Here is an 852-nt window from a genome sequence, read left to right as displayed (position 1 = left end):
GCTTCTCTAATTGGGCATTTGGGTCAAGCTCGTTTTTCTTGTTGCTTAGGATCGTTGTCGCTCATCCGGGTCACGCTTCTCTTCGCAGTCTGTTTGATGCCGCGTAGGACATCGCTGCACGCATGTGTCGGATTGGTTGTGGAGAGCCTCGCTTTGAGACGCGCTTGATGGCGCAGCAGACATTTTCGGCTTCATCCACGAACCGCGTCCGGTGAGGACGATCCCGTTCGGGTTCGGTGTCGGGCGTTTAGATCATGCCATACCCTCCACCTTCACCGGACGGAACTCGGTGCCATCTGCCCACATGCGGTGCAGCAGGACAGCCAGTTTTCGGGCGACAGCCACGACTGCGCGGCGGCGTCCCTTGGTGCGCATCAGGCGCATGCCCCATGACTTGATCTGCGATCCTGCCATGGTCCGCATCAACAAGGCGTTCGCGGCAGCATAGAGCGTTGCTCTCACATCCCGATCTCCGGCTTTGGATATCCGGCCTGGATTGTCGTGTTCGCCAGACTGGTATCGTCGGGGCGTCAGGCCAAAATGAGCGGCCACGGTACGCGACCTTTTGAACCGCGCGGGGTCATCAACAGCTGCTTTGAACGTCAAAGCCGCGATGGGGCCGACACCGGGAACCGTCATCATGCGCATGCAGACCTCATCCTGACTGGCCGTGCGTTTGACCCGTCGGTCGAGCTCTAGGAAGTGCTGGTACAGAACAAGCCGTGCATCGAGCAGCGGAAGCATGGCATGGGCCAGAACCTCGTCCATCTCGATCATCGGTCGAACGACGCCATCGAAGCTGCCATGCTTCACCGTCTTGGGCAGACGGATGCCGAAGATCTTCAGCAATCC

1 protein-coding gene is annotated in these 852 nt (G+C 59.2%); it reads right to left on the bottom strand.

What is annotated here, in order from left to right; all coding sequences use genetic code 11:
- Positions 1-252: 252 nt before the first annotated feature.
- The coding region (locus AADZ90_RS22415) for a transposase (protein ID WP_367312854.1) at positions 253-852 on the bottom strand (600 nt) is incomplete at its 5' end.

The organism is Aestuariibius violaceus, from assembly GCF_040779325.2.
Taxonomy (GTDB): Bacteria; Pseudomonadota; Alphaproteobacteria; order Rhodobacterales; family Rhodobacteraceae; genus Aestuariibius; species Aestuariibius violaceus.
This window is presented reverse-complemented; position numbering and strand designations above follow the sequence as displayed.